This is a genomic window from Pseudomonas sp. RT6P73 (genome assembly GCF_054897715.1).
Map to the genome: position 1 here is coordinate 4,942,347 of NZ_JBUBUV010000002.1, position 24,760 is coordinate 4,967,106.

At 60.3% G+C, this 24,760-nt stretch carries 16 protein-coding genes; 14 read left to right on the plus strand and 2 right to left on the minus strand.

The genetic code is table 11. The features are described 5' to 3' along the window. Positions 1 to 51: 51 nt before the first annotated feature. The 9 genes from ACYZT6_RS23010 (at position 52) to ACYZT6_RS23050 (ending at position 10,513) form a co-directional block, all read left to right on the plus strand. Entirely contained in the window at positions 52 to 450 is a 399-nt protein-coding gene (locus ACYZT6_RS23010; protein ID WP_462028754.1) for a DUF2946 domain-containing protein, read from the plus strand. A 48-nt stretch (positions 451 to 498) separates the two neighbouring features. Next, the gene (locus tag ACYZT6_RS23015; RefSeq protein ID WP_462028755.1) at positions 499 to 978 is read left to right on the plus strand and encodes a copper chaperone PCu(A)C; all 480 of its coding nucleotides are present in this window, start codon (positions 499 to 501) and stop codon (positions 976 to 978) included. Positions 979 to 998: 20 nt separating this feature from the next. Next, positions 999 to 1,448 (plus strand): DUF2946 domain-containing protein, encoded by a 450-nt coding sequence (locus ACYZT6_RS23020; RefSeq protein ID WP_462028756.1) that lies wholly within the window; start codon positions 999 to 1,001, stop codon positions 1,446 to 1,448. A gap of 264 nt (positions 1,449 to 1,712) precedes the next feature. Next, on the plus strand, positions 1,713 to 3,830 hold the full coding sequence (locus ACYZT6_RS23025) for a TonB-dependent copper receptor (RefSeq protein WP_462028757.1): 2,118 nt from the start codon (positions 1,713 to 1,715) through the stop codon (positions 3,828 to 3,830). Between the two features lie 154 nt (positions 3,831 to 3,984). Continuing rightward, a complete protein-coding gene (locus ACYZT6_RS23030) occupies positions 3,985 to 5,364 on the plus strand; it encodes a PepSY-associated TM helix domain-containing protein (protein ID WP_462028758.1) in 1,380 nt (459 codons plus the stop codon). Positions 5,365 to 5,513: 149 nt separating this feature from the next. Further along, positions 5,514 to 7,634, plus strand: a complete 2,121-nt coding sequence (locus tag ACYZT6_RS23035) for a TonB-dependent receptor (RefSeq protein WP_462028759.1) — start codon at positions 5,514 to 5,516, stop codon at positions 7,632 to 7,634. Between the two features lie 139 nt (positions 7,635 to 7,773). Further along, the gene (locus ACYZT6_RS23040; RefSeq protein WP_462028760.1) at positions 7,774 to 8,562 is read left to right on the plus strand and encodes an ABC transporter ATP-binding protein; all 789 of its coding nucleotides are present in this window, start codon (positions 7,774 to 7,776) and stop codon (positions 8,560 to 8,562) included. Continuing rightward, positions 8,559 to 9,506: an ABC transporter substrate-binding protein gene (locus tag ACYZT6_RS23045; protein WP_462028761.1), complete on the plus strand. Its 948-nt coding sequence runs from the start codon at positions 8,559 to 8,561 to the stop codon at positions 9,504 to 9,506. Before ACYZT6_RS23040 ends, ACYZT6_RS23045 begins: the two co-directional genes overlap by 4 nt. Then, entirely contained in the window at positions 9,503 to 10,513 is a 1,011-nt protein-coding gene (locus tag ACYZT6_RS23050; RefSeq protein WP_462028762.1) for a FecCD family ABC transporter permease, read from the plus strand. The genes ACYZT6_RS23045 and ACYZT6_RS23050 overlap by 4 nt, the downstream gene beginning before the upstream one ends. Positions 10,514 to 10,545: 32 nt before the next feature. On the opposite strand, the gene ACYZT6_RS23055 is transcribed toward ACYZT6_RS23050, so the two are convergent. Both ACYZT6_RS23055 and ACYZT6_RS23060 read right to left on the minus strand, forming a co-directional pair. Next, positions 10,546 to 13,884: a hypothetical protein gene (locus ACYZT6_RS23055; protein ID WP_462028763.1), complete on the minus strand. Its 3,339-nt coding sequence runs from the start codon at positions 13,882 to 13,884 to the stop codon at positions 10,546 to 10,548. A gap of 217 nt (positions 13,885 to 14,101) precedes the next feature. Further along, entirely contained in the window at positions 14,102 to 18,691 is a 4,590-nt protein-coding gene (locus ACYZT6_RS23060; RefSeq protein WP_462030004.1) for a hypothetical protein, read from the minus strand. Positions 18,692 to 18,957: 266 nt separating this feature from the next. On the opposite strand from ACYZT6_RS23060, the gene urtA reads away from it, so the two are divergent. The 5 genes from urtA (at position 18,958) to urtE (ending at position 24,733) form a co-directional block, all read left to right on the plus strand. After that, positions 18,958 to 20,223, plus strand: coding sequence for an urea ABC transporter substrate-binding protein (urtA, locus tag ACYZT6_RS23065; protein WP_461979036.1), 1,266 nt, complete (start codon positions 18,958 to 18,960; stop codon positions 20,221 to 20,223). Positions 20,224 to 20,443: 220 nt separating this feature from the next. Continuing rightward, a complete protein-coding gene (gene urtB / locus ACYZT6_RS23070) occupies positions 20,444 to 21,946 on the plus strand; it encodes an urea ABC transporter permease subunit UrtB (protein ID WP_462028764.1) in 1,503 nt (500 codons plus the stop codon). Then, positions 21,946 to 23,025, plus strand: coding sequence for an urea ABC transporter permease subunit UrtC (gene urtC / locus ACYZT6_RS23075; RefSeq protein ID WP_462028765.1), 1,080 nt, complete (start codon positions 21,946 to 21,948; stop codon positions 23,023 to 23,025). The genes urtB and urtC overlap by 1 nt, the downstream gene beginning before the upstream one ends. Then, positions 23,022 to 23,894 carry an urea ABC transporter ATP-binding protein UrtD gene (urtD, locus tag ACYZT6_RS23080; RefSeq protein ID WP_462028766.1) on the plus strand — a complete coding sequence of 291 codons (873 nt, stop codon included), beginning with the start codon at positions 23,022 to 23,024 and terminating at the stop codon, positions 23,892 to 23,894. The genes urtC and urtD overlap by 4 nt, the downstream gene beginning before the upstream one ends. Before the next feature lie 140 nt (positions 23,895 to 24,034). Beyond that, the gene (gene urtE / locus ACYZT6_RS23085; protein WP_462028767.1) at positions 24,035 to 24,733 is read left to right on the plus strand and encodes an urea ABC transporter ATP-binding subunit UrtE; all 699 of its coding nucleotides are present in this window, start codon (positions 24,035 to 24,037) and stop codon (positions 24,731 to 24,733) included. Positions 24,734 to 24,760: the final 27 nt, after the last annotated feature.

Here is a 24,760-nt window from a genome sequence, read left to right on the forward strand (position 1 = left end):
TGATCAGGCTAAATAGCCGCGCCTGATCGCCCACCCAATGGATTTTGTCCCATGTCCCGACAACGGCTCGCAATTGCCTGGATCGCCTGCTTCGCAGTGCTGTTCAACATGCTCGCCATGCCGATGACCGGAGCCATGGCGCAGTCGGCGAAATCACCCGCCGAGCAATTGTTGTGGGGCAGTTTCTGTACGTCCAGCGGCACGAAGATGGTGGCGATTTCCCTGGGCTCGCTGGAGCAGAAAGCCCCGCAGAGCGACGATCATTCCAACATGCAGCATTGCTGGTGTTGCTCCGGTTCCGCACCGTTGGTGGCGTTGCCCGGGCATGTACCGCAGCTGTATTTCGCCCGTTTCGAGGCCAACCGAAGCGTGCCTGCGACCTCTCTCGAAACACCCACCCCGCGCCAGCAATGGCCAAGCCTCAACCCCCGCGCTTCCCCTCTGGTGTGATTCTTTCTCGCAATTGACCTGCGTCTTGAATCGCTCTGGAGAACCGCCATGTTGAACAAACTCATCGTTCTGGCTGCGTTGCTGCTGCCTGCCTGCTTTGCCAATGCCCACGAATACAAGGCGGGCGAACTGGAAATCGCTCACCCGTGGTCGCAGGAGTTGCCGTCCAACGCGCCAACTGTAGCGGCTTATTTTGTCATTCAGAACCCAGGCAAAACCGCTGACCGCCTGCTCAGCGTCGACTCGCCAATTGCAGGTATTGCGCAATTGCATGAGCACGTCATGAAAGACGATCTGATGAAAATGCAGCAAGTGCCGAACGTCGATATTCCTGCCGGTGGCAACGTCACGTTTGCACCGATGGCCTATCACGTGATGCTGCTGGAGTTGAAAGATCGCAGCCTGCTGAGCGACGGCAAGCGCTTCCCGCTGACCATGCACTTCGAAAAGGCCGGTGACGTGACGGTCGAAGTCTCGGTGCAGAAGAAGCCGCCGGAAGACTCGCAAATGCACGCCCACGCCCAGTAATCGACTGAGCCGAAAACGCCATGCGCCCGCTTAGCGCCAGGTCATCCGCACACCGTCGTCAGTCGTCGAGCCTGACGCACGGCAGCTGGATCAGCCTGTTCGCCATGCTGATGATCTTTATCGGCCCGCTGATTTCTCAGTCGATGCCGATGGATCAACGCGCCTCGTCGATGTCGATGAGCCTGTCGATGGACATGAGCATGGACATGTCGGCCATGGAGCACGCCGACCACGGCGCGCAACCCGCCGCCGAACACTGCCCACCCAAAGCCTCGCACCACGCGCTCTGGGAAAAATGTGGTTATTGCAGCCTGTTGTTCAATTGCCCGGCGCTGACCGGCGGCCAGTCCTTCGCCGCATTTGACACGCCGACAGCCACCACCTTCACCGCCCCCTCCCCACGCCTGGGCCACGCCCGGCAAACCTTTTTCCCCGGCGCCAGAACCCGCGCGCCACCCATCGTCGCGTAAACACGCACTTCCGATTTCACACGGTTTAGAAACAGCAACAGCAACCTGTGGGAACAAGTTTGTGTGGCGAGGGGGCTTGCCCCCGTTGGGTCGCGAAGCGGCCCCAAAACCTGCAATTGCCGTGTATCAGGTACACCGCATGCAATGTTTTACGACTGCTACGCAGCCGAACGGGGGCAAGCCCCCTCGCCACAAAAGCTCGCGCCCTCAGGGATTGCTCCGGTTGTCCGCCGTGTCGTTTACGACTGTTCGATGGAAATTGTCATGTCCAGGTTTGCTGCTGACACACGCTTGAGCCCTGCCCAAGCTTCTTTTGCCCCGAACGAATCGAGTATTCGTTTCAGGCACGCCACCGCCGTCCTTTGCGGCGCATTGCTGACACCCCAGGTGTTGGCCAACGAACACGCGGGCCACAGTGAAGAGCTGAGCCCGACGGTGATCACCGCCATCGCGCCGAGTTCGCCGCTGACCATCGTCACCAACCCCAAGGACCCGCGCCAACCGGTTCCGGCCAGCGACGGTGGCGACTACCTGAAAACCATCCCCGGCTTCGCCCTGGTACGCAACGGCGGCACCAACGGCGATCCGGTGTTGCGCGGCATGTTCGGTTCGCGGCTGAACATCCTCACCAACGGCGGCCAATTGCTCGGCGCCTGCCCCGGCCGTATGGACGCGCCCACCTCCTACATCTCGCCGGAAACCTACGACAAACTCACCGTCATCAAAGGTCCGCAAACCGTGCTGTGGGGACCGGGCGCATCGGCGGGCACCATCCTTTTCGACCGTGAACCGGAAAGCTTCGGTGAACTCGGTACGCGCGTGAACGCCAGCGTATTGGCCGGCTCCAACGGCCGTTTTGACAAAGTGGTGGACGCCGCAGCCGGCGGGCCGTTGGGTTACGTGCGCGTGATCGGCAACACCGCGCACGCCGATGACTACAAGGACGGCAACAACGATACCGTGCCGTCGCGCTACGACAAATGGAACGGCGACGTGGCGCTCGGCTGGACGCCGGACGCCGACACCCTGCTGGAACTGACCGCCGGCAAGGGCGATGGCGAAGCGCGTTACGCCGGGCGCGGCATGGACGGCTCGCAGTTCAAGCGTGAAAGCCTGGGCCTGCGGTTCGAGAAGTCCAACATCGGCGACGTGCTGGACAAGGTCGAAGCGCAGATCTACTACAACTACGCCGACCACGTGATGGACAACTACACCCTGCGCACGCCGTCGGGCACCGGGATGATGGCCGGCCCGATGGCCTCCAACGTCGACCGCCGGACCCTCGGCGCGCGCATCAAAGCCACTTGGCGCTGGGCCGATGTGCAACTGATCAGCGGCATCGACGCGCAGACCAACGAGCATCGTCAACGCGGCAGCATGGGTATCGATACCTACAAGGACCTGCCGTACACCAAGGATGCCGATTTCCATAACTACGGAGTGTTCAGCGAACTGACCTGGTACGCCGCCGACCGTGACCGGCTGATTACCGGCGCGCGCCTGGACCGCGCCTCGGCAAAGGATTATCGGCAGAGCACCGGTTCCGGGATGATGACCCGCCCCAACCCGACCGCCGACGACACCCGCGCCGACACCTTGCCGAGCGGCTTCGTCCGCTACGAGCACGACCTCGCCGACAGTCCGACCACGCTGTATGCCGGCCTCGGTCACACCCAGCGTTTCCCGGATTACTGGGAACTGTTTTCACCCAAGTCCGGCCCCGCCGGATCGGTGAATGCCTTCGATTCGATCAAGCCGGAAAAAACCACCCAGCTCGATTTCGGCCTGCAATACAAGACCGAAGACCTCGAAGCCTGGGCTTCGGGTTACGTCGGGCAAGTGCGCGATTACATCCTGTTCAACTACACCCCGACCCTGATGGGCACCACCTCCCAGGCTCAAAACATCGACGCGCGAATCATGGGCGGCGAACTCGGCGCGGCCTACCAGCTGACCTCCAACTGGAAAACCGACGCGACCCTGGCCTACGCCTGGGGCAAGAACAGCAGCGACGGCAACGCATTGCCGCAAATGCCGCCGCTGGACGCGCGTTTCGGCCTGACCTACAGCGAAGACAACTGGAGCGCCGGGGCCTTGTGGCGCGTGGTCGCGGCGCAAAACCGCATCGACCGGAACAAGGGCAACGTGGTTGGCAAGGACTTCGACAAGACCTCGGGTTTTGGCGTGTTCTCGCTCAATGGCGCCTACCGTATCAACAAGAACTGGAAGGTCAGCAGTGGCGTCGACAACCTGTTCGGCAAAGCGTACGCCGAGCATTTGAACCTGGCCGGCAACGCCGGTTTTGGCTATCCGGCCAATGACCCACAGGCCATTAAAGAACCGGGGCGAACGCTCTGGACCAAGGTGGACATGAGCTTCTAAAAGCATCGCGGGCAAGCCTCGCTCCTACATTATTCGCGTCGATTACAAACGATGCGAACGACACAACTCCTGTAGGAGCGAGGCTTGCCCGCGAATGACTGCGCAGCAGTCACCAGACAACAACAAAAGAACCAAGCCAAGCGGAGCACAACCGATGAAACAGCCCAAAGTGAATTTCTACAACCTGGCCTGGCGTTGGCATTTCTATGCCGGTCTGTTCGTCGCGCCCTTCATGGTGATGCTGGCCCTGACCGGCGTCATTTACCTGTTCAAGCCGCAACTCGATCCGTTGATGTACGGCAGCCTGATGAACGTCCCGGCCGGGCATCACAGCGTCCCGGCCGACGACCTGCTCAAGCGGGTGAAACAGGCGTATCCACAAGCCACGATCAAACAGTACCTGCCACCGGTCAACGCCGAGCGCAGCGCTCAGTTTGTCGTGATCAATGGCGGCTCCGAGCTCAACGTATTTGTCGATCCCTATCAGGGCGACATCCTCGGCGAGCAAGACGCCAAGAAGAATCTGCAAGCGGTGGCGCGAGCGATTCACGGTGAATTGATGATCGGCACCGTCGGTGATCGATTGGTCGAACTGGCTGCCGGCTGGGGCGTCGTGCTGGTGGTTTCCGGCGTGTTCCTGTGGTGGCCGCGTGGCCAGGCCGCGGGTATTTTGTGGCCGCGCCTGACCAGTCGCGGTCGCGTGCTGTGGCGTGATCTACATGCCGTTACTGGATTCTGGGGCGCATCGTTGCTGCTGGTGATGCTGCTCAGCGGCATGACCTGGACGGGGTTTTGGGGACAGAAATACGCGCAGGTGTGGAACGTGTTCCCGGCGGCGATGTGGGACAACGTGCCCAAGTCCGACGTCGAGGCCCGCAGCCTAAACACCGCCACCCGCCAGACCGTGCCCTGGGCCATGGAAAACACTCCGATGCCGATGTCCGGCGCCCACGCCGAACACATGGCCCACGACGGCGCACAAGCCGGCCCTGCCGCGCCGACCATCAGCCTGCAAGACGTGCAGAACATCGCCGTGCAACGCAAGGTCGAGCCGGGTTACAGCATCACCTTGCCAACCACCGAGACGGGCGTGTTCACCATCGCCGTGTTTGCCGACGACCCGCGTAACGACGCCACGCTGCATGTCGATCAGTACACCGGCGATGTGCTCGCCGACGTGCGCTACGAGCAATACGGCACCGTCGCCCGCGCCACGGAAATCGGCGTAATGCTGCATGAAGGCAAGATGTTCGGCGTGTTCAACCAGATCATCGTGTTGCTGATCTGCCTGATGATTTTGCTCAGCGCGGTCAGTGGGGTGGTGATCTGGTGGAAGCGTCGTCCGCAAGGCAAGTTCGGTGTTCCGCCGTTGCGCCACGACCTGCCGAAATGGAAAACCGCGATGGTGATCATGTTCGCCCTGGCCGTGGCGTTTCCGTTGGTGGGTGCTTCGTTGGTGGTGGTGTGGGTGCTGGATCGCGTGCTGTTTTCGCGCTTCACCCGGCAAACTGAATCGGCCTCACCTTCATCATGAAACAGGCGAGATGCGCGGTTTAGAGCGATCTGTAGACTTTCCGCGCTTATCTCCCGGTCAACTTTAGTGTTACTGTATAACTCTAAATGCACCGCCTGACCCGCAGCCCTGCTGCGGGTTTTCTTTTGAAGAAGTGATTCACCGTCCCGATGAACAAGTACCTCTTGTCCGGCCTCTGCCTGTTCACCATGAACAACAGCGCCCATGCGCAACCGTTGACGCTGCCCACCGGCACCATCACCGCCGAGGCCAATGACGATGCAACCGTCAGCCTGAACACCTCGACCACCGCCGGTTCGCGCCTGAACCTCACGGCACTGGAAACTCCCGCCAGCGTCGAAAGCCTGACCGGCGAACAGATCCGCGCGCGCGGTGACCGCAGCGTGCAGGACGCGGTGTCGCGCAGCACCGGCATCAGCCGCACCGGCACCCCGGGCGATGGCGGCACGTCGTTATCGGCGCGGGGTTTTACCGGGCAGAGCTCGGTGATGCAGTTGTATGACGGCAACCGGATGTACACCGGCATGGGCACCGTGACTTTTCCGGTCGACACTTGGTCCGTGGAGCGCGTCGATGTGCTGCGCGGCCCGGCGTCGGTGCTGTACGGCGAAGGTGCGACCGGCGCAGTGGTCAACGTGATCCCGAAAAAGCCGTTTGCAGGCGAGATCGAAAACCACGTTCGTCTCGGCTACGGATCGTACGACAGTCAGCAAGAGGCGTTTGATAGCGGCGGATCCTTAAGTGATACCTTGAGTTACCGCTTGAATCTCAATCGCCTGCGCAGCAATGGCTGGGTCGATCGCGGCGACTCGTCCAGCGACTTCATCAGCGCCGCCCTGCGCTGGCAGGCCACGGACGATCTGGCGTTCACCCTCGCCCACGACTACGGCGACCAGAAGCCGATGAATCATTTCGGCACGCCGCTGATCAATGGCCGCTTCAAAGAAAGCCTGCGGGACAAGAACTACAACGTCAGCAACGACAAGCAGCATTACAACGATCAATGGACGCGGCTGACCAGTGACTGGCAGATCTCCGAGAATGTCAGTTCGAGCAACGAGTTGTATTACCTCAAGGCCCAACGCCGCTGGCAGAACGCCGAGAACTACAACTTCGACCGCGACAATCAACAGCTCAGCCGCAGCGGCTATTTCGGCATCGGTCACAAGCAGGCACAGGTCGGCGACCGTCAGACGTTCACCTTCAAACACACGCTGTTCGGCCTCGACAGCCAGACCGTGACCGGTGTCGATTACAACCGTATCCGCTTTCAGCTCGACAGCAACTCGCCGTTCAGCGACGTGTTGCCGAACGGTCAACCTGTGGATCTGTATCACCCGCAACCGGGTCGATTCGAAAGTGCCGATCCGTACCGTGATCAGTTTCAGAGCACCACCAAACAGATGTCGGCCTTCGCGGAAAACCGCACGCAACTGAGCGAGCGCTGGTCGTTGGTAACCGGTGTGCGCCGCGATTACGTGCATGTGGATCGCGACAACCTGGTCGATGGCAGCCAAAGCGACAAAACCCTGACCGGCAACAACTGGAAGGCCGGGCTGGTGTTTGCCGTGACGCCCGACACGTCGTTTTACGGTCAGTACGCCACCAGCACTGACGGTGTCGGCGGGTTGATTTCCCTGAGCCCGAGCCAGCAGCAATATGACCTGGCGACTGCGAAGCAAACCGAGATCGGCGTGAAGCAGATGTTCTGGGATCAGCGCGGCGAGTGGACGCTGGCGGCCTATCGCATCGTCAAAAAGAAACTGCTGACCGACTACCCGGGCAACCCGACGCTCAAGCAACAGGTCGGGCAGCAATCGTCCAATGGCCTGGAAGCCAGTCTCGATCTGCAACTGCCACACGCCTGGCAACTGCAGGCCAACGCGGCCATCGTCAAAGCGAAGTACGACGATTTTGAAGAAGTGGTCGCTGGTGTACCGGTGTCGCGCAACGGCAATCGCCCGGTCGACGTGCCACGGCGCACGGCGAATCTGTGGCTGAGCAAGGCAATCAACGATGACCTGACGGCTGGCGCCGGCGTGCGTTATGTCGATACCCGTTATGCGGACATGGCCAACCGCAACGAGCTGCCGAGTTACACCGTGGTGGATGCCACGCTGGCATGGAAGGCGTTGCGTAATACGACGCTGGGGTTGCAAGTGAACAATCTGTTTGACCGGCAGTATGCGCAAAGCCAATACAATGAGGGGCAGCAGTGGATCCTGGGTGAACCACGGTCGTTCTTTGTCACCGCTGATTACACCTTTTGATTCAAGGCCCCCATCGCGGGCAAGCCCGCTCCCACAGGGTTTATGTCGGTCACAAAAATCTCATACGACACAAAACCTGTGGGAGCGGGCTTGCCCGCGAAGAGGCCATCAGCAACACCCCATATTTCAGAGTTAACGCATGACCTCGCTGAACCTCAAAAACCTCGCCTGGACTCCCCTGGGACACGGCCACTGCCATCACCAGTTCCAGCTGCGTGATGCCTCCCTGCACGTGGCCGCCGGTGAGTTCGTCGGGTTGATCGGCCCCAACGGCAGCGGCAAGACCAGCCTGCTGCGTTGCGCTTACCGCTTCAGTAAACCGGAGAGCGGCGAGGTCCGGCTCGACCACCAAAACGTCTGGAAGCAATCCTCGCGCTGGTGCGCCAGACGCATCGCCGTGGTGTTGCAGGAATTCCCCGACGCCTTCGGCTTGACCGTCGATGAGGTGGTCGCCATGGGTCGTACACCGCACAAAGGCCTGTTCGACGGCGACACCCTGGAAGACCGGAATCTCGCGACCCAGGCCCTCGAATCCGTCGGCCTCAAAGGCTTCGAAAACCACGCCTTCGCTACCCTCTCTGGCGGAGAAAAACAACGCGTGATTCTCGCCCGCGCCCTGGCCCAGCAACCGCAATTGCTGATTCTCGATGAGCCGACCAACCATCTCGACCCGCGCTTTCAGCTTGAGCTTTTACAGCTGGTCAAACGCCTGAAAATCGGCACCCTGGCCAGCATCCACGACCTCAATCTGGCCGCCGCTTTCTGCGATCGTTTGTACGTGATCAATCACGGTCGCATCGTCGCCAGCGGCACACCGAAAGAAGTCCTGACCGCCCCGCTGCTGCGCGAAGTATTCGGAGTGGAAGCGCTGATCGATGAACACCCCTTGCACGGCTACCCACGAATCACCTGGATAACCCAACTATGACTTTGCGTTCCCTGCTTTGCGTCACCCTGTTGCTGGGCAGTGCCCAAGCGTTGGCCGAGGCCACGAAATACCCGTTGACGATCCACAGCTGCAACCGCGAAGTGACGTTCAAGCAAGCACCGAAACACGCGGTCAGCCACGACATCAACATGACCCAGATGATGCTCGCCCTCGGCCTCAAACCGAGCATGGCCGGCTACAGCGGCGTGACAGGCTGGAAGTCAGTCACGCCCGATATGCAGACCATCCTCGACGGCTTGCCGGAGCTGGCAGCCAAGTACCCGTCTGTGGAAACCCTGCTCAATGCCAACGTCGACTTCTTCTTCGCCGGCTGGGATTACGGCATGCGCGTGGGCGGCGACCTCACACCGCAAACACTTCAGCCATTGGGCATCAACGTCTACGAGCTGACCGAGTCCTGCGCCTTCGTCATGAAGCGCCCACCGGCCAGCCTGGAAGACACCTACAACGACCTGCGCAACCTCGGCAAAATCTTCGACGTGCAGGATCGCGCCAATGCCCTGATCGCCGACATGCAGGCGCAAGTCGCCGAGGTGCACAAGGATCTGCCCGTCGATAAACCGCGCGTGTTCCTCTACGACAACGGCGAAGACCGCGCCATGACCTCCGGCCGCCTCGGCATGCCGCAGGCACTGATCGACGCAGCGGGCGGGCGCAACATTCTGGACGACGTCGAGGCGAGCTGGACCCGCGTCAATTGGGAGAATGTGGTCGAGCGCAATCCTCAGGTGATCGTGATCGTCGACTACGGCGAAGTTACCGCCGAGCAGAAGGAGCAATTTCTGCTCAATAACAAGGCGCTGCGATCGGTGGACGCGATCAAGAACCAGCGTTTCATCGTGATTCCGTATGTGCAGGCCACGCCGGGCATCGACAACGTGCTGGCGGTTGAGACCCTGGCCAAAGGGTTCCACGGCGAATGATGGATCGTCGCTATGCCTTGCTGCTGGTGACGCTCGGTGCGCTGTTGCTGGTGTCGTGCGTGGTGTCGCTGGGCTTCGGTCCGGCGCGGGTTCCGTTGGACTTGGTGTGGCGGATATTGCTGCACAAGATGTTTGGTTTCGGCGTTCCGGACTGGGCCGCAGGGCAGGAACATATCGTCTGGTTGATCCGTGTACCGCGCATGCTGTTGGGCGCGCTGGTGGGTGCCGGTCTGGCGCTGATCGGCGCGGTGTTGCAAGCGGTGACGCGCAATCCATTAGCCGACCCACACCTGCTCGGGGTCACTTCCGGCGCCACCCTTGGCGCGGTACTCGTGGTGTTGCATGTCGGTGAAATCGTCGGCCTGCTGACCTTGCCGATAGCGGCGTTTATCGGCGCGCTGCTGAGCATGTTGATCGTATTGATGATCGCCAATCGCAACGGTCGCCTGGACAGTGATCGGCTGTTGTTGTGTGGTGTGGCGGTGTCGTTCGTGATGATGGCGATTGCCAATTTGCTACTGTTTCTCGGCGATCATCGAGCCAGTTCTGCGGTGATGTTCTGGATGCTCGGCGGGCTCGGGTTGGCGCGTTGGGAGTTGCTTGCGGTGCCAGCCGGCAGTGTGCTGCTGGGGCTTGTTTTGCTGCTGGGCATGGCCCGACCGCTGAACGCTTTGATGGCTGGTGAACAGACGGCAGTGACCCTTGGGCTCAACGCCCGCACCGTACGCCTGCGTGTATTTTTGATTGCATCGTTGATGACCGGCGTACTGGTGTCGATCAGCGGCTCCATCGGGTTTGTCGGCCTGATGGTGCCGCACATTGCCCGTCGATTGGTCGGCGCCGAACATCGGCGATTGTTGCCGGTGTGCGTGCTGTTGGGCAGTGTGTTTCTGGTGTGGGTCGATGTCGCCGCGCGCACGCTGATCGCCCCCGAGGACTTGCCGATCGGCGTGGCCACGGCGGCGATTGGCGGGTTGTTTTTCATCGGCCTCATGCGCAAGCGTTGACCGGGTGCGACGGGGTCAGGCTCCAGACACGGTTACAACTCATCCCGGGGAAGCTGGACGGATACGTCGGGAAACTGTTGGCGTACGTTTTTCCAGTCGGTGCCCATCCGCCCGGCCAGGCGCCAATAACCGCCGGCCTTCAACACTTCTAAATGGCTGTTGTTAGCCAGCCTGGAAATGAAAGCATCGAACGACAACACAGTGGTCCATTGATCATTGGGGGGTTGCACCAGTTTGACTTTAAGCAGTGCTTGCTCCGCGATCGAATAGGTCGGTACGTATTTCAACAATGCTCCGTCGCGTGACGAATAGTAGAAAGACGTAATACCAAAACCTTTGTTTTTCACGACCTGGGCGTGTGAATGAATCGAGTCGGGAGAGGCGAAATACGCAGCGTCGACATTTGATCCCGGTCGCGCGTCATCTGATTGAGCAATCTGATGGCTGGCCATCCATGTGTAGCCGTCAGGCAAGCGCGGCAATCGAGTGCCTGGTGAAGCTGAAACGTCACTCGCCGTGCGGAAGATCAGCCCGATGGCTGCATCGGGATGATGCGTGCCAGCGAGGGGTTGCATGCCAACGTATGAATAGGTACCGGGTTTAGTCAGGATTGCGCCTGTACACGCCATTCCTCGATTGAATCGTGCCGCTCGAAGCTGAGCATAACGAGCGGCATCGTCCGGATGATGAAACATCGGCCCAAACGGCAGCCTGGCCTTGCTTGCCCACCTTGCTTCGACGGACACAGACGGCATACCAGCAAACCAGTCCTGACCCACCTCCCCCGGACGGGACCAGTAAGCGCTGGTCAACAGCACCTCCAGTTTCCCCGCCGCCGCCATACGCCGAACGTAATCGGTCATCGTGAATGCGCCACGGTTGATAGCGTCCTGATCACGTTGAGCCTGCGCCGTTGTCGCAAACGGATTGTCCCTGACCTGGACCTGACCAAATCTGTCCCGAGACACAACCGGATCGAACGGGGCGAGTTCAAGACGTAGCAATGCGCCGTCGCCACAGGAAAAATAAATCGGCCTGTACCCGTTGGACGTACGGACGCTGTCACGCGCCAGGCTCACCTCCATGGGTGAAAAGAAGTGCCGATAGTCATCGTCCGACAGGCCCGGCGGCGTAGCGGCTGCACACAGGATGAGCCCACTGTCCACGTAGCGGTAAGGCAATACACCGGGGAAGACACGGTCATATGCCAACCGTGAGTTGCGCACACTCACGGGCAGCGTTGCGAGGAATGAACCGTCCCGGGCGTGACGCAGGATAAATCCAAAGCCGAGGAGTTCGCGACTGCCTGCCTGTTCATGAGCCAGACGTGCGGCATCCTGCTCCTGGATGCAGACTGCGCTGTAAGCCGGTTCCACCAAAGCCCTTGGGTAACCTGTCGTATGGGCTGTTGTCTGATACGGTTCAAACTCCGTGACGTCACGAGCGGCCCCCCAGAGACGGCTTCCTGCAACCACCTTCAGATACCCGGAACTGACCAGTTTTTTAACCCATGCGGTCGGCGTCAAAGTACCGGCATGGATCTGTTCCTTGATCCAGGAGGCATCCAGATCGCGGCCCGGTTTACCCGACAGGCTTATCGTAATGCCCAGATCCGCGCGGATGCGCTCCCAAGTGCCGATCCGGTAACGAATGATCGCTCCGTCGGGTGCAAACAGGTACTCATCGAGTGCCCGCGTTCTCCTCATGAAAGCGGTGTAAACGGAATCGACAGAGAGCATGTTGCGATAGAGCTCTTTGTCGACGTCGGACAAGAGGACAGGTAACGCGCGCAGCACCCGAGAGCGGTAACGCGCAACGACCGTGCAGTCGGGCGGAAACAGGCCGAGCTCGACCGCTGCATCCGCAAAGATCCACTTGGCATCAAAGTCTTCCTGGGGAATGTCGACAGGATCCGTGGCCACATACCTTCCGTCAGAGCGCAGGAAAATCAGGCCACCGAATGCTCTTGGCGTGCCGGAGGGCACCTGCGAACGCGCATGCACGGCGGCGTCATCAACCGTCAGGAACACCGGACCGAGCGAACGACGCTGCAGATTCTGGCTCGGCGCCCAATGGGGGCCGACCAGCCCTTTCCTGTCCCAGCACACACTGGTGCGCAACACGTGCAATGCATCGTTGCGGGCGACCGTCGCGACAAAATCGGTCGCGCTCGACACGCCCTTGGCCAGATTGTTTTGAATGGCCTCCAGGCCCATGTTCGGGTCGGTGTTGTCGAACAGCGGGGTGTCCGGGCGGGGCACATATTTCAATAGCGCGCCGTCCGGCGTCGACACGTAGAGTAAAGCCGGAACTCTTTCCCCGAAGGCAGGGCGTTTTTTTGCGTTGTAGACAGCGACCCACAAATCTTTCGGAACAATGAAATGCTCGGCCAGCCAGCGTCGGGGCGCATCCCGCTCATACTTGACCCGCTGGCGCGAATAGAAATAGGAGTGAGAGATGAATGACTCGGGATAGACATATTCCCCGGACGTTGGGGAACGTCCAAACAGACTGCGCTCCAGGAAAAGCTTGTCCCTTGGAAAACTGACGGGAACCAGTTCTGAAGCGACATATTCTTCTTTGCCCTCGTGCTTGAGAATGAACCCGAACCAGGTCTGTCCTTCATCACGTTGTACGGTGTTTCGGGCATAGCGATCGAGCGCCGCTTCGTCGGCTGACTGGAAAACCGCACCCAACGACACCCTCTCCGGAACGTTCCGCTGCCAAGGGCCGGGAACGAAGTGCTCCGTGACTTTGCCCCGAGGTCGCCAGCGACCGTTGCTGATAATGACCTGCAAATCGCCGGCGGCCGCCGCCTCTGTCACAAGTTGTTCCGGTTTGACCACGCCCTTTTCCAGGTCGAGGGCGAGCTTGCCGGGCGATTGGGGGGTTCCCAACTGTTTGAGCAGCGCCTGCGAGCGCGAGTCATCAACAGTGAAACCGATCAAACTGTCTTCGGCGCCCGACAGATAAACCGAAAAGGTGGTTCCCAGGATATTGCGCAACTCCTTGACACTGAACATCAGCAGGCTCGTCGCCGCATCATCGACGGACCATTCCAGATCCGCTACTTCGTGTGCGTCGAGTGTCGAAAGTGCAGGGTGAGAATAAAACCGACTGTGCAAGACATGATTGTCGGGGACAAGCTGGTGATGCGGACCCGAACTGGCCGGTTGTGCGGCGGGCTCAGTAATCACGTACCGTTGATCATCTCGCTGAAGGATATAGCCGTAGTAGCCACGATTACGGCGCCGCCCTACCCGTTCGTGGGCATAACAGGCGGCGTCGTCCGCCGAAAGAAAGGTCGGAGCCAACACATTTAGTGTTGATACAGTGGGTGTCGAATCGGGCTGTTGTGGTTGTTCATCCATGATGGGAGTACTCCATTGAGTCTTCATTGAGCCCCACTGTCGCACTGTGAAATACGCCCATGGCGGTACATAGATAGTCCTCTTCCCTGACTGATCGCGTTCCCGTGGCCACGGCGCCATTGGCCGGTTGTTTTTCATCGGCCTCATGCAGCGCCGCTGAGCCATGCCCACCTGAGGGGCACGGCTCATGAGCACTCAGTTCACAGTAAGTGGCGCTCTACAGTTCATCCCGGTCTGGCTTCACGTCTGGCTTCACGTCCGGTTGTACAGCCGGCATCCAGGTTGAATTCAGACGTCCGCGGCGGTGCCAGTAACCATCGGTGTCCACTACTTCAAGCCGACCGACGCTGGCGAGTCGGGCGAGGTATGCAGCGACCCCGTCCTTAGCCTCTTCGTTGAAAAATGCGATTTCCTGCGGTGAGAAGCTTGGAGTGAACTTGAACAGAGCCCCGCCTCGCCCGGTGAAATAGCAACAGCCCCCGGAGACCCCGCTATTTTTCACCACATCCCTGCTGAACCACAGGTCCGCCAGGGCCAGGTTATCCAGCAGCAATCGATCAGACTCGCTGGGGTCCTTCACGAACAGATTGAAGCGTTTGTAGAACTGATGAACAGCCACCCATTTGTAGTCCCGGGGGAAAACCGGCAATGGCAAGGGCTGCGCCCCCGGCAAGGTGACCGATGCAATGGGCCCGCCCGGCCCGGAGTAAAACAGTGCGCTGGCAGCGTCACTGTCGAGGCCATCCTCAAGCGGCTCGACGGCGACGAACGAAGAAGACGCCTGGTGGATCAGCACGCCACCCAGATACTGCTGGCCGACGTACTCGCCAATCTGTCTTTGTGCCGAGCGAGCGGCATCATCGGCATGCGCATAGACGGGCCCGAGCGCAAATCGGTTATCCCGCGCCCACCTGATCAGCCCGATACCGGTTTTGACACCCCGGGCATCAACCCTGAACGGCGACCAGAAAGCACTGCGCACCACGACCTGCAATTCACCGTTTGCGATCACTTTGCGCAGATACTCGATCAGCGGCTCCTGCCCTGATTGCATGACCTTCTCGTAGGCCACCGTGGCATGAAACAGGGTCCATTGCGGTGCCTTGGTTCTGGGGGCGTAGCGCAACAAGGCGCCATCGGCACAGGAAATGAAGACGTTGAGGTACGTGGAGCCTTCAGCCGTGCGTACACCGACGGCATCCAACCCGTGAGACAAATCCCGAGGTGAGATGAAGTTGTGAGTTACGTCATGGGGCAAGCGTCCCGGACGGGTCGACGGACATAAATAGATGCCCTCGACTCGATACCCCAACGGTAATAACGCTTCGGGAAACACCCGCTCGACCGTGAGATGCCCCTGCCGCCCGTCAATCGGCAGCGTCGTGACGTACCGTTCCCCGCTCAGCGACTTGAGCACAAAGCCGAACATCAGGCCGGCCCGCGCCCCCGCCGTGCGATGGACATGCCGTATCGCATCGTCCATCTGTGTGAAGACCGGGCCGAGCGCCGGATCGGCAATCGCAAATCGATGCACCTCCAAAGAGATAACACCGGGATAAGCACTCCAGTCTGACAACTGCCGGACCTCGCCCCACAGTCGACTTCCCTGAACCACTTGCAACCGGCCGGCTCTTGCAACCTGATTGACGTACTCACTGGGAGTTAACGTGCCGTTGCGCATTTGCAGTTCTATCGGAGTATGCCTGCGCTGCAATTGGCTGGGTGGCGCCAATGCCCGGGCGAGTTGCTTTTCTGCAGCGCTTCCACTGAGGGTGTAGCTGATCAGGCTGCCGTCCAGCCCAAGCAGATACTCCTTGCCGGGCGACAGCGATGGAGATAGCCCGGAACCGGCCAGGATGTCCGAAAGAAAATCGGTGGAAAACATATTGAGATACACGTCCCGCTCGCGGTTCGACAACGCGAAAATCGGTTCGACCTGCATTCGGGAATGGTACCGGGCAACGACTGTGCTCCCGGCCAGAAACGCCCCCTCCTCAATCAGTTCGTCCAGACGAATCCAGCCGGCAGGAAAGTTTTCGACCTCGACCGCCACCGGCAACGTCGCGACAAACAAACCATCGGCGCGACGCAGTACCAGGCCTCCGTAGATCCGCTCACGCCGCGAGCCCAACTGCACCAGCGCATAGCGCGCGGCATCATCCGTCGACAGAAAGACCGGGCTGAGGGCTCGCCGCTGGAGCTGCACGAAAGGTTTCCAGTCTGGGCCGACGATGCCGGGCTCGTCCCACAGCTCACTGGTGCGCAGCACCTTCAGTTCTCCGCCCTTGGCGATCAATTGAATGACGTTGGCATAGGGCGGCGCGTCCTTAGCCAAGGCCGACGTCAGTTGCCGCATACCCTCTTCGTCGAATTGTGTTGAGGTGGCCGGGTACTGATACCGCAACAATGCCCCATCCAGCGTCGCGATAAAAATGCTCAGGTCCTGAAAATGCGTAAGGCGTTGCGTTTTCTTGTCATCGTAGATCGCCGCAGCCAGATCGCTGAGGGAAGCAAAATGCCGGGCAAACCAGGCGTCCGCTGTCGATAACCCTTTAGGCATCCAGCTTGCCGAGTAATAAAGCCCGAGGGTCCGGAACTCGTCGATCAATACAGGGGCGCCGAAGTCACTCGCCTGATTCAGTGCTCCCAGGCGCCTGGTTGGCACCGTTTCGGTGGCCACATACTCCTCGCGCTCCTTGTGCTTGAGGATAAATCCCCAACCCGCCGCAGCCGTGCGGTAGTCGAGCCTGGCTCGATGACGGGCGTTCAGCACCGCGTCCTCGGCGCTGGTAAAAATCGCCCGCAGTATCGGAGCGGAAACGTCTGCGCGGGTTGCCTCATTGTTTGACTGATCACCCAGCACCGTCCCCCGCGGACCCCACACGTCGTTGCCGACCACCACGCACAATCTGCCAGTGCTGGCCAGTTCATCGGCCACTGCGCCGGGCTCAAGTGTGCCGGCCGCCAGCTCCCGGTCAATCAGTGTCTTGCCATCAGCGAGTTCGGCAACCCGCCCTTGCAGCCTGTTGCGAGCCGCCACTGTCGAGGCGTCGGGGCTGAAGACCAACAGACTGTCGGCGGAGCCGGACAGGTAGAAATCGATAACATGCGCGCTCTTGTCGAACACCGAACGAATGTCTTCGGCGGTGAACATTTGCGCTGCCGTCAGCTGCTCTTGCACATCGGCACGTGCGATGGGCACGGAGTCGGTTTGCCAACGCGAGGCGTACAGCCCATGAAAGGAATACCCCTCGACCAGCATGATCGGTGCGCCGGTGGCATCGAGGGGGCAGAGCCTGTCCAGCGCAAACCGTGGTTGTGCGGCAAAAACCGGTTCTGTGGCGACGAAGCGTTTGTTTTGGTCCTGCAAAATCATCCCGACGTAGCCTTGTTCACGTCGACTGCCGATGTACTCGTGCGCAAAACGTGCGGCATCGTCCGCCATGAGGAAAGCGGGACTCAAGCGCCGCGACCTGGCGTAGGGTTGCCAGTCGACACCAACGACCCCGACAACATCCCACAATGCGCTGTCCTTCAACACCATCAGCTCGCCGGCTGCGGCCACCTGTCTGATGTAATCCGCAGGCTTGAGCGTGCCATCCTTCAGTCGAGCGTTGAGATCCGTGCTGTCCTTCAGCGGAACTTCACGCAGGTGCCCCGAGAGACGGTACTGCAACACGGCACCGTCCCGGGTCCGGGCATAGACCTTCAGTAAATCGGGGTATTCCTGCCGATACACATCCCATAGCGAAAACTTGATGCCCGCAGCCAACTCGGCCGGTGAAAAAAAACGCTCACAAAGCCAAGGTTCGCTGGCGCTCTGAGCCGCGTCGCCCTGCGGTAGAAAGTAAATGCCGTTCAGGTCGAAATCGAGCAGGCGTTCCAGCTTGCGATCAGCTGTCATCGGAAAGGCTTTGAACAGTTCGGCTGCCGGCTCGCTGGAAAGAACCGGATAGGTCGCCATGCACTCGGAGCTGCCGGCAGAGGTCACGACAAAGCCCAGGTAAACGCTGCCGGTGGACGGGGCGACCATCGCGGCTGCCGCTTCGATGGCCTGTTCAACTTGATCGAACACCGCACAGAAAAACGGCTGTAACGGGGTCGGACTTCGCACCGCTGCGGTACCAAGGGTCCAGCTCGCGGACACGTTCCCTCGCACCCCGCCCCACTGCTCATTGGCCACCAGAATGCTCAGGGTGCCGGTCTGGGCCACTTTCTGAATCAACTGTTCGACGTCGGAGAACAGCCCGAAAGCCTTGAACCCCTGCTCAAAGAGCTTTTTCTCTTCTGCCGGCTGAGTGGACTCGTACTTGATCAGCGAACCATCCGGCCCCGACAGATAGTGACGCTGGCCATAGGGACCCGGGTCCTGCATATGGCTCAGGATATGTCCTCTGGAAAAAAAACCGAGGCTCAACTTGATCTGCTCGCCCGTCCAGCGGGGATGAGTACGCAGGACTTCGGCGTGACTGGCCGAATGGGACAGGTAATACGCCGCGCCACTGTAGCCAATGGGGGTGAACAGTTCTCCGGAAGTGCCGGTAGACAGCATCGAGTCGAAATCGAAATGCCCCATCCTTCCCGCGACCGGCAACGTGGGCTGAAACTTTCCGTCGCCACGCTGCACGATCACCCCGCCATAAGCCCTGTCACGGCGCGCGCCGATCTGCCGGTGTACCCAATACGCCGCATCATCCGCACTGATGAATGACGGTCCCAAAGCAGGAAATCTGGCCGCTTCTCCGGGTTTTGAAGGTGTGCTGATAGAGGTGCTGTCCATGCGCTGCTCACTTGATTGAGAAGCCACGATGATCAAGATCCCGGAGCCTCGCAGGTGGTACATATTTATCGCCAACAGGTTTTCTGCTTTTGGCGCAGCCGGCACCAATGCCGCGCACGACGATGCACCCGCGCCTTGATCAAGCCCCAGTCTGGTGCGTCGCCAGAAACACCGAGAGCTCTATCACGCTGTTTCCCTGCCTGTGCCAATCAGGCACAGCCCTTGCTAAAGACCCTTCAGTAGTCCGCATCTGCCAACCCAGAAAAATTACTAACGTTCATGGAGATCGCACAATGAAGCGTCGCAGCTTGATCAAGGCTTTCACACTCACGGCAAGCATTGCCGCGATGGGCATGACCTGGACTGTCCAGGCCGCGGAGACCATCAAGGTCGGTATTCTGCATTCGTTGTCCGGCACCATGGCGATCTCCGAAACCTCGCTCAAAGACATGGCGTTGATGACCATCGACGAGATCAACGCCAAGGGCGGTGTGAACGGCAAGATGCTGGAACCGGTGGTCGTCGACCCCGCGTCGAACTGGCCGCTGTTCGCGGAAAAGGGTCGTCAATTGCTGACTCAGGACAAGGTCGCCGTGGTGTTCGGTTGCTGGACATCGGTGTCGCGCAAATCGGTGTTGCCGGTGTTCGAAGAGCTCAATGGCTTGCTGTTCTACCCGGTGCAATACGAAGGCGAAGAGATGTCGCCGAACGTGTTCTACACCGGCGCGGCGCCGAACCAGCAAGCGATCCCGGCGGTGGAATACCTGATGAGCGAAGAAGGCGGCAGCGCCAAGCGCTACTTCCTGCTCGGCACCGACTACGTTTACCCGCGCACCACCAACAAGATTCTGCGCTCGTTCCTGCATTCCAAAGGCGTGGCAGACAAGGACATCGAAGAGGTCTACACCCCGTTCGGCCACAGCGATTACCAAACCATCGTGGCCAACATCAAGAAATTCTCGGCCGGCGGCAAGACCGCGGTCATCTCCACCGTCAACGGCGACTCCAACGTGCCGTTCTATAAAGAACTGGCCAACCAGGGCTTGAAAGCCACCGACGTTCCGGTCGTGGCGTTCTCGGTCGGCGAAGAAGAACTGCGTGGCATCGACACCAAACCGCTGGTGGGCAACCTCGCGGCATGGAACTACTTCGAGTCGGTCGAGAACCCGGCGAACAAGAAGTTCGTGGCCGACTGGAAAGCCTACGCCAAGAAACACAACCTGCCGGGCGCCGACAAAGCGGTGACCAACGACCCGATGGAAGCCACGTACGTGGGCATCCACATGTGGGCGCAAGCGGCTGAAAAAGCCAAGTCCACCGATGTCGACAAAGTCCGCGAAGCCCTCGCCGGCCAGACCTTTGCCGCGCCGTCGGGCTACACGCTGACCATGGACAAGACCAACCACCACTTGCACAAGCCCGTGATGATCGGCGAGATCCAGGCCGACGGTCAGTTCAACGTTGTGTGGCAGACCGAAGGGCCGATCCGTGCCCAGCCGTGGAGCCCGTTCATTTCGGGTAACGACAAGCGGCCGGATTATGCGGTGAAGAGCAACTGAGGCGGATCTGGAGTTTGGGGTGGGCTTGAAATCCACCCCTCACCCTAACCCTCTCCCCAGAGGGGCGAGGGGACTGACCGAGTTGTCTGGTCGAGCTACTTCGACCTGCGCAATCAAGTCGAACTCAGGATTTGAAAAGCATGAAGATCGGCCCCCTTTCCCCCTCTCCCCATTGGGGAGAGGGCTGGGGTGAGGGGTCGATTTAACAGGAACACCACTTATGCCCACCGCCCTTTACCGCGTCATCCTCGCCCTCGCGCTGCTACTGCCGATGGCCACCCATGCGGGCGATGCCGAAGACTTCGTCGCCGCCAACCCCGTGCAGCAAGCCAAGCTTCTGGAATCCTGGGCCGCGCAGCCCGAGCCGGCCCGTGTCGAATTGATCAACGCCCTGCAACAAGGCGAGTTGACCATAGACGGCCAACCGAAAACCCTGCGCCTGAATAACCGCCTGCGGGGTCTGATCGACACCGCGCTGGCCAGCCACCAATTGCTCGCCGCCGACGCCAAAATCCGTCTGGCCGCCGCGCAGCAATTGCAGAAAAGCGCCAAACCCGCGCAGCTGAAATTCCTCGACCGGCAACTGGCTGGCGAAAAAAATGAAACCGTTCACGCCGCCCTGAGCCTGGCCCTGGCCAACTTGCAACTGGTCGACACCGACCCGGCCGTGCGCATGGCGGCAGTGCGTCTGCTCGGCGAAACCGGTGATCCACTGGCGCGCACCCGCCTCGAAAGCCTGCTGGAACCGGGCGTCGAAGCCGACGCCAACGTGCGCACCGCCGCTGAAACCAGCCTGGCGCAAGTCAAACGCAAACTGCTGATCGGCGAGATCCTCGGCCAGGCGTTCAGCGGCATGTCGCTGGGTTCGATTTTGCTGCTCGCGGCATTAGGCCTGGCGATCACCTTCGGCCTGCTCGGCGTGATCAATATGGCTCATGGCGAGATGCTGATGCTCGGCGCGTACTCGACCTACGTGGTGCAGTTGATGTTCCAACGCTTCGCCCCGCAAGCCATCGAGTTCTACCCGCTGATCGCGCTGCCGGTGGCGTTTTTTGTCACCGCCGCGATCGGCATGGCGCTGGAACGTACGGTGATTCGGCACCTCTACGGCCGCCCGCTGGAAACCCTGCTGGCGACCTGGGGCATCAGCCTCATGCTGATTCAGCTTGTCCGGTTGCTGTTCGGCGCGCAAAACGTTGAAGTGGCCAACCCGGCGTGGCTCTCGGGCGGGATTCAAGTGCTGCCCAACCTCGTGCTGCCGTACAACCGCATCGTGATCATCGCTTTCGCGCTGTTTGTGGTGGTGCTGACCTGGTTGCTGCTGAACAAGACACGCCTCGGTTTGAACGTTCGCGCCGTGACCCAGAACCGCAACATGGCCGCCTGCTGCGGCGTACCCACCGGGCGGGTCGACATGCTCGCGTTCGGCCTCGGCTCAGGCATTGCCGGGCTCGGCGGCGTGGCGCTCAGCCAGATCGGCAACGTCGGCCCGGACCTCGGCCAGAGCTACATCATCGACTCGTTCCTGGTGGTGGTGCTCGGCGGTGTCGGTCAGTTGGCCGGTAGCGTCCTGGCCGCGTTCGGCCTGGGCATTGCCAACAAAATTCTCGAACCGCAGATCGGCGCCGTACTCGGCAAAATCCTGATCCTCGCGCTGATCATTCTGTTCATCCAGAAGCGTCCGCAAGGCCTCTTCGCACTGAAAGGACGGGTGATCGACTGATGAACCAGCCTCTAATGCTCACGGCCACGCAAAAGGCCGGCCCCAAAGTCACGATCGCGGTTGGCGCGGTGATCCTCGTTCTGTTGCTGGCGTTGCCGCTGCTCTCGCTGTTGTCGCCGGACAGTGTGTTTCACGTCTCGGCCTACACGCTGACATTGGTGGGCAAGATTCTGTGCTACGCCATCGTCGCCCTGGCGCTGGATCTGGTCTGGGGTTACGCCGGCCTGCTGTCCCTCGGCCACGGCCTGTTCTTCGCCCTCGGTGGTTATGCGATGGGCATGTACCTGATGCGCCAGGCGTCGGGCGATGGCTTGCCGGCGTTCATGACCTTCCTGTCGTGGACCGAACTGCCGTGGTACTGGACCGGTACCAGCAGCTTCCTCTGGTCGATGTGCCTGGTGGTCTTGGCGCCGGGGTTGCTGGCGTTGGTGTTCGGATTCTTCGCCTTCCGTTCGCGGATCAAGGGCGTGTATTTCTCGATCATGACCCAGGCTCTGACCTTCGCCGGGATGCTGCTGTTCTTTCGTAACGAAACCGGGTTTGGCGGCAACAACGGCTTCACCAATTTCCGCACGATTCTCGGGTTCGGCATCACCGAGCCGGGCACCCGTGCGGTGCTGTTTTTCGCCACGGTGGTATTGCTGGTGGCGAGTCTGTTTATCGGTTGGCGACTGGCGCAAAGCAAGTTCGGACGCGTGCTGACGGCGTTAAGGGATGCGGAAAACCGCTTGATGTTTTGCGGCTACGATCCACGCGGTTTCAAGCTGTTCGTCTGGGTGTTGAGCGCGGTGCTGTGTGGTCTGGCCGGGGCGTTGTACGTGCCGCAGGTCGGGATCATCAACCCGAGTGAAATGTCGCCGACCAACTCCATTGAAGCCGCCGTTTGGGTGGCCCTCGGTGGACGCGGCACGCTGATCGGTCCGCTGCTCGGCGCCGGCGTGGTCAACGGGATGAAGAGCTGGTTCACCGTGGCGTTCCCCGAATACTGGCTGTTCTTTCTTGGCGCGCTGTTCATTGTCGTGACCTTGTATTTGCCCAAAGGCGTGATCGGTCTGCTGAAAAAGAGAGGTGAATCATGAGAGTCACTGCGACGGCTGAATTCATGCTCGAACCGGCGTTTTTTCCGCCTCTGGAACCCAACCGCGACGCCGGCAGCAGCCGCGACGCCATCGGCCTCGGGCAACGTGTCGGCCCCGGCCTGGACACCCGCCACGGCACGATCCTGACCCTGGAAGACATCAGCGTCAGCTTCGATGGTTTCAAGGCGCTGAACGACTTGAACCTGTACATCGGCGTCGGCGAATTGCGCTGCATCATCGGCCCCAACGGCGCCGGCAAGACCACGCTGATGGACGTGATCACCGGCAAGACTCGACCCAGTCACGGCAAAGCCTGGTTCGGCGAAACCCTGGACCTGACGTCGATGAGCGAAGTACAGATTGCCCAGGCCGGCATCGGTCGCAAGTTTCAGAAGCCGACCGTGTTCGAAGCCTTGAGCGTGTTCGAGAACCTGGAACTGGCGCAGAAAACCGATAAGTCGGTGTGGGCCAGCCTGCGGGCTCGCCTCAGTGGCGAACAGAAAGACCGCATCAGCGAAGTGCTGGAAACCATTCGCCTGACAGCCTCGGTCAATCGCCCGGCGGGGTTGTTGTCCCACGGCCAGAAGCAGTTTCTGGAAATCGGCATGCTGCTCATGCAAGACCCGCAACTGCTGCTGCTCGACGAGCCGGTGGCGGGCATGACCGATGCCGAGACCGAGTTCACCGCCGAACTGTTCAAAAGCCTGGCCGGCAAGCATTCGCTGATGGTGGTGGAACACGACATGGGCTTCGTCGGCTCCATCGCCGACCACGTCACCGTGTTGCACCAGGGCAGCGTGCTGGCCGAAGGGTCGCTGGAACAGGTACAGGATAACGAGCGGGTGATCGAGGTGTACCTCGGTCGCTGAACCTGCGAACACGGTCACTGTGGGAGCTGGCCTGCCAGCGATAGCAATGGGTCAGACAACATCAATGCTGGATGTGCCGTCCCCATCGCTGGCAGGCCAGCTCCCACAGGGGTTCTGTTTGAAATTTAAGGAATCTGGACATGCTGCAAGTCGAAAAGCTGCACCAGTACTACGGCGGTAGCCACATCCTGCGGGGCCTGACGTTTGACGTGAAGGTCGGTGAAGTCACTTGCCTGCTGGGGCGCAACGGCGTGGGTAAAACCACCCTGCTCAAGTGCTTGATGGGTTTGCTGCCGGCCAAAGAAGGCGCGGTGAACTGGGAAGGCAAACCGATCACCACGTTCAAGCCGCATCAGCGAGTGCATGCCGGGATCGCTTATGTGCCTCAGGGACGCGAGATTTTCGGCCGGTTGACCGTGGAAGAAAACCTGCTGATGGGCCTGTCGCGATTTCCTGGTTCTGAAGCCAAGGAAGTCCCGGCATTCATCTACGAGCTTTTTCCGGTGCTGCTGCAAATGAAGCAACGACGCGGCGGTGACTTGTCCGGCGGCCAACAGCAGCAATTGGCGATCGGTCGCGCACTGGCCAGCCGCCCACGACTGTTGATTCTCGATGAGCCCACCGAAGGCATCCAGCCGTCGGTGATCAAGGAGATCGGCGTGGTGATCAAAAAACTCGCGGCCCGGGGAGACATGGCGATTCTGTTGGTAGAGCAGTTCTACGATTTCGCCGCCGAACTGGCCGACCAGTACCTGGTAATGTCCCGGGGCGAGATCGTGCAGCAAGGTCGCGGCGAAAACATGGAAGCCGAGGGTGTACGTGGTCTTGTTACGATCTAGTCTGTAGCGTCCTGACGATAATTAGAA

Excerpts from the sequence above, each read along its gene's own strand:
- ACYZT6_RS23015 (WP_462028755.1), top strand. The coding sequence starts at position 499 with ATGTTGAACAAACTCATCGTTCTGGCTGCGTTGCTGCTGCCTGCCTGC.
- ACYZT6_RS23045 (WP_462028761.1), top strand. The coding sequence starts at position 8,559 with ATGACTTTGCGTTCCCTGCTTTGCGTCACCCTGTTGCTGGGCAGTGCC.
- urtC (WP_462028765.1), top strand. The coding sequence starts at position 21,946 with ATGAACCAGCCTCTAATGCTCACGGCCACGCAAAAGGCCGGCCCCAAA.
- ACYZT6_RS23020 (WP_462028756.1), top strand. The coding sequence starts at position 999 with ATGCGCCCGCTTAGCGCCAGGTCATCCGCACACCGTCGTCAGTCGTCG.
- urtA (WP_461979036.1), top strand. The coding sequence starts at position 18,958 with ATGAAGCGTCGCAGCTTGATCAAGGCTTTCACACTCACGGCAAGCATT.
- ACYZT6_RS23030 (WP_462028758.1), top strand. The coding sequence starts at position 3,985 with ATGAAACAGCCCAAAGTGAATTTCTACAACCTGGCCTGGCGTTGGCAT.
- ACYZT6_RS23035 (WP_462028759.1), top strand. The coding sequence starts at position 5,514 with ATGAACAAGTACCTCTTGTCCGGCCTCTGCCTGTTCACCATGAACAAC.
- ACYZT6_RS23040 (WP_462028760.1), top strand. The coding sequence starts at position 7,774 with ATGACCTCGCTGAACCTCAAAAACCTCGCCTGGACTCCCCTGGGACAC.
- ACYZT6_RS23025 (WP_462028757.1), top strand. The coding sequence starts at position 1,713 with ATGTCCAGGTTTGCTGCTGACACACGCTTGAGCCCTGCCCAAGCTTCT.
- ACYZT6_RS23050 (WP_462028762.1), top strand. The coding sequence starts at position 9,503 with ATGATGGATCGTCGCTATGCCTTGCTGCTGGTGACGCTCGGTGCGCTG.
- urtE (WP_462028767.1), top strand. The coding sequence starts at position 24,035 with ATGCTGCAAGTCGAAAAGCTGCACCAGTACTACGGCGGTAGCCACATC.
- ACYZT6_RS23010 (WP_462028754.1), top strand. The coding sequence starts at position 52 with ATGTCCCGACAACGGCTCGCAATTGCCTGGATCGCCTGCTTCGCAGTG.
- urtD (WP_462028766.1), top strand. The coding sequence starts at position 23,022 with ATGAGAGTCACTGCGACGGCTGAATTCATGCTCGAACCGGCGTTTTTT.
- urtB (WP_462028764.1), top strand. The coding sequence starts at position 20,444 with ATGCCCACCGCCCTTTACCGCGTCATCCTCGCCCTCGCGCTGCTACTG.
- ACYZT6_RS23055 (WP_462028763.1), bottom strand. The coding sequence starts at position 13,884 with ATGGATGAACAACCACAACAGCCCGATTCGACACCCACTGTATCAACA.